Annotated in this window: 1 rRNA gene; it reads right to left on the bottom strand. The window is 56.2% G+C overall.

Annotated elements, in window-relative coordinates:
* Positions 1 to 22: 22 nt before the first annotated feature.
* A 23S ribosomal RNA gene (locus tag ACFCV8_RS35940) occupies positions 23 to 2375 on the bottom strand; the annotation flags it as partial.

Below are 2375 nucleotides of genomic sequence, written 5' to 3'. Positions count from 1 at the left end.
AACACAGTGGACGCGAGCAACTGAGGACAAGCCCTCGGCCTATTAGTACCAGTCAGCTCCACCCGTCACCGGGCTTCCACATCTGGCCTATCAACCCAGTCGTCTACTGGGAGCCTTAACCAATCAAGTTGGTGGGAATACTCATCTCGAAGCAGGCTTCCCGCTTAGATGCTTTCAGCGGTTATCCCTCCCGAACGTAGCCAACCAGCCATGCCCTTGGCAGAACAACTGGCACACCAGAGGTTCGTCCGTCCCGGTCCTCTCGTACTAGGGACAGCCCTTCTCAATATTCCTACGCGCACAGCGGATAGGGACCGAACTGTCTCACGACGTTCTAAACCCAGCTCGCGTACCGCTTTAATGGGCGAACAGCCCAACCCTTGGGACCGACTCCAGCCCCAGGATGCGACGAGCCGACATCGAGGTGCCAAACCATCCCGTCGATATGGACTCTTGGGGAAGATCAGCCTGTTATCCCCGGGGTACCTTTTATCCGTTGAGCGACAGCGCTTCCACAAGCCACTGCCGGATCACTAGTCCCGACTTTCGTCCCTGCTCGACCCGTCGGTCTCACAGTCAAGCTCCCTTGTGCACTTACACTCAACACCTGATTGCCAACCAGGCTGAGGGAACCTTTGGGCGCCTCCGTTACTCTTTAGGAGGCAACCGCCCCAGTTAAACTACCCATCAGACACTGTCCCTGATCCGGATCACGGACCCAGGTTAGACATCCAGCACGACCAGAGTGGTATTTCAACGGCGACTCCACAACCACTGGCGTGGCTGCTTCAAAGTCTCCCACCTATCCTACACAAGCCGAACCGAACACCAATATCAAACTGTAGTAAAGGTCCCGGGGTCTTTCCGTCCTGCTGCGCGAAACGAGCATCTTTACTCGTAGTGCAATTTCACCGGGCCTATGGTTGAGACAGTCGAGAAGTCGTTACGCCATTCGTGCAGGTCGGAACTTACCCGACAAGGAATTTCGCTACCTTAGGATGGTTATAGTTACCACCGCCGTTTACTGGCGCTTAAGTTCTCAGCTTCGCCAACCCGAAAGTCAGCTAACCGGTCCCCTTAACGTTCCAGCACCGGGCAGGCGTCAGTCCGTATACATCGCCTTACGGCTTCGCACGGACCTGTGTTTTTAGTAAACAGTCGCTTCTCGCTGGTCTCTGCGGCCACCCCCAGCTCACCAAGTAAATTGGATCACCAGGCGTGGCCCCCCTTCTCCCGAAGTTACGGGGGCATTTTGCCGAGTTCCTTAACCATAGTTCACCCGAACGCCTCGGTATTCTCTACCTGACCACCTGAGTCGGTTTAGGGTACGGGCCGCCATGAAACTCGCTAGAGGCTTTTCTCGACAGCATAGGATCATCCACTTCACCACAATCGGCTCGGCATCAGGTCTCAGCCTTAACGTGTGACGGATTTGCCTACCACACGGCCTACACCCTTACCCCGGGACAACCACCGCCCGGGCTGGACTACCTTCCTGCGTCACCCCATCGCTTACCTACTACAAGTCTGGTTCATCGGCTCCACCACTACCCTCAACTCCGAAGAGATCGGGCCGGCTTCACGGACTTAGCATCGCCTGATTCAGTATTGGGCGTTTCAAAGCGGGTACCGGAATATCAACCGGTTGTCCATCGACTACGCCTGTCGGCCTCGCCTTAGGTCCCGACTTACCCTGGGCAGATCAGCTTGACCCAGGAACCCTTAGTCAATCGGCGCACACGTTTCTCACGTGTGTATCGCTACTCATGCCTGCATTCTCACTCGTGAACCGTCCACAACTCGCTTCCGCGGCTGCTTCACCCGGCACACGACGCTCCCCTACCCATCCGTACTCCCGTTGGGGATACATGTACGAATGACACGACTTCGGCGGTACGCTTGAGCCCCGCTACATTGTCGGCGCGGAATCACTTGACCAGTGAGCTATTACGCACTCTTTCAAGGGTGGCTGCTTCTAAGCCAACCTCCTGGTTGTCTCTGCGACTCCACATCCTTTCCCACTTAGCGTACGCTTAGGGGCCTTAGTCGATGCTCTGGGCTGTTTCCCTCTCGACCATGGAGCTTATCCCCCACAGTCTCACTGCCGCGCTCTCACTTACCGGCATTCGGAGTTTGGCTAAGGTCAGTAACCCGGTAGGGCCCATCGCCTATCCAGTGCTCTACCTCCGGCAAGAAACACACGACGCTGCACCTAAATGCATTTCGGGGAGAACCAGCTATCACGGAGTTTGATTGGCCTTTCACCCCTAACCACAGGTCATCCCCCAGGTTTTCAACCCTGGTGGGTTCGGTCCTCCACGAAGTCTTACCTCCGCTTCAACCTGCCCATGGCTAGATCACTCCGCTTCGGGTCT

Origin of the sequence: Streptomyces sp. NPDC056347 (assembly GCF_042262625.1) — a bacterium.
In the GTDB taxonomy this organism is placed as follows: Bacteria; Actinomycetota; Actinomycetes; order Streptomycetales; family Streptomycetaceae; genus Streptomyces.
Note: the sequence above shows the minus strand (reverse complement) of the source record. Positions and strands in the feature narration are given on the sequence as shown.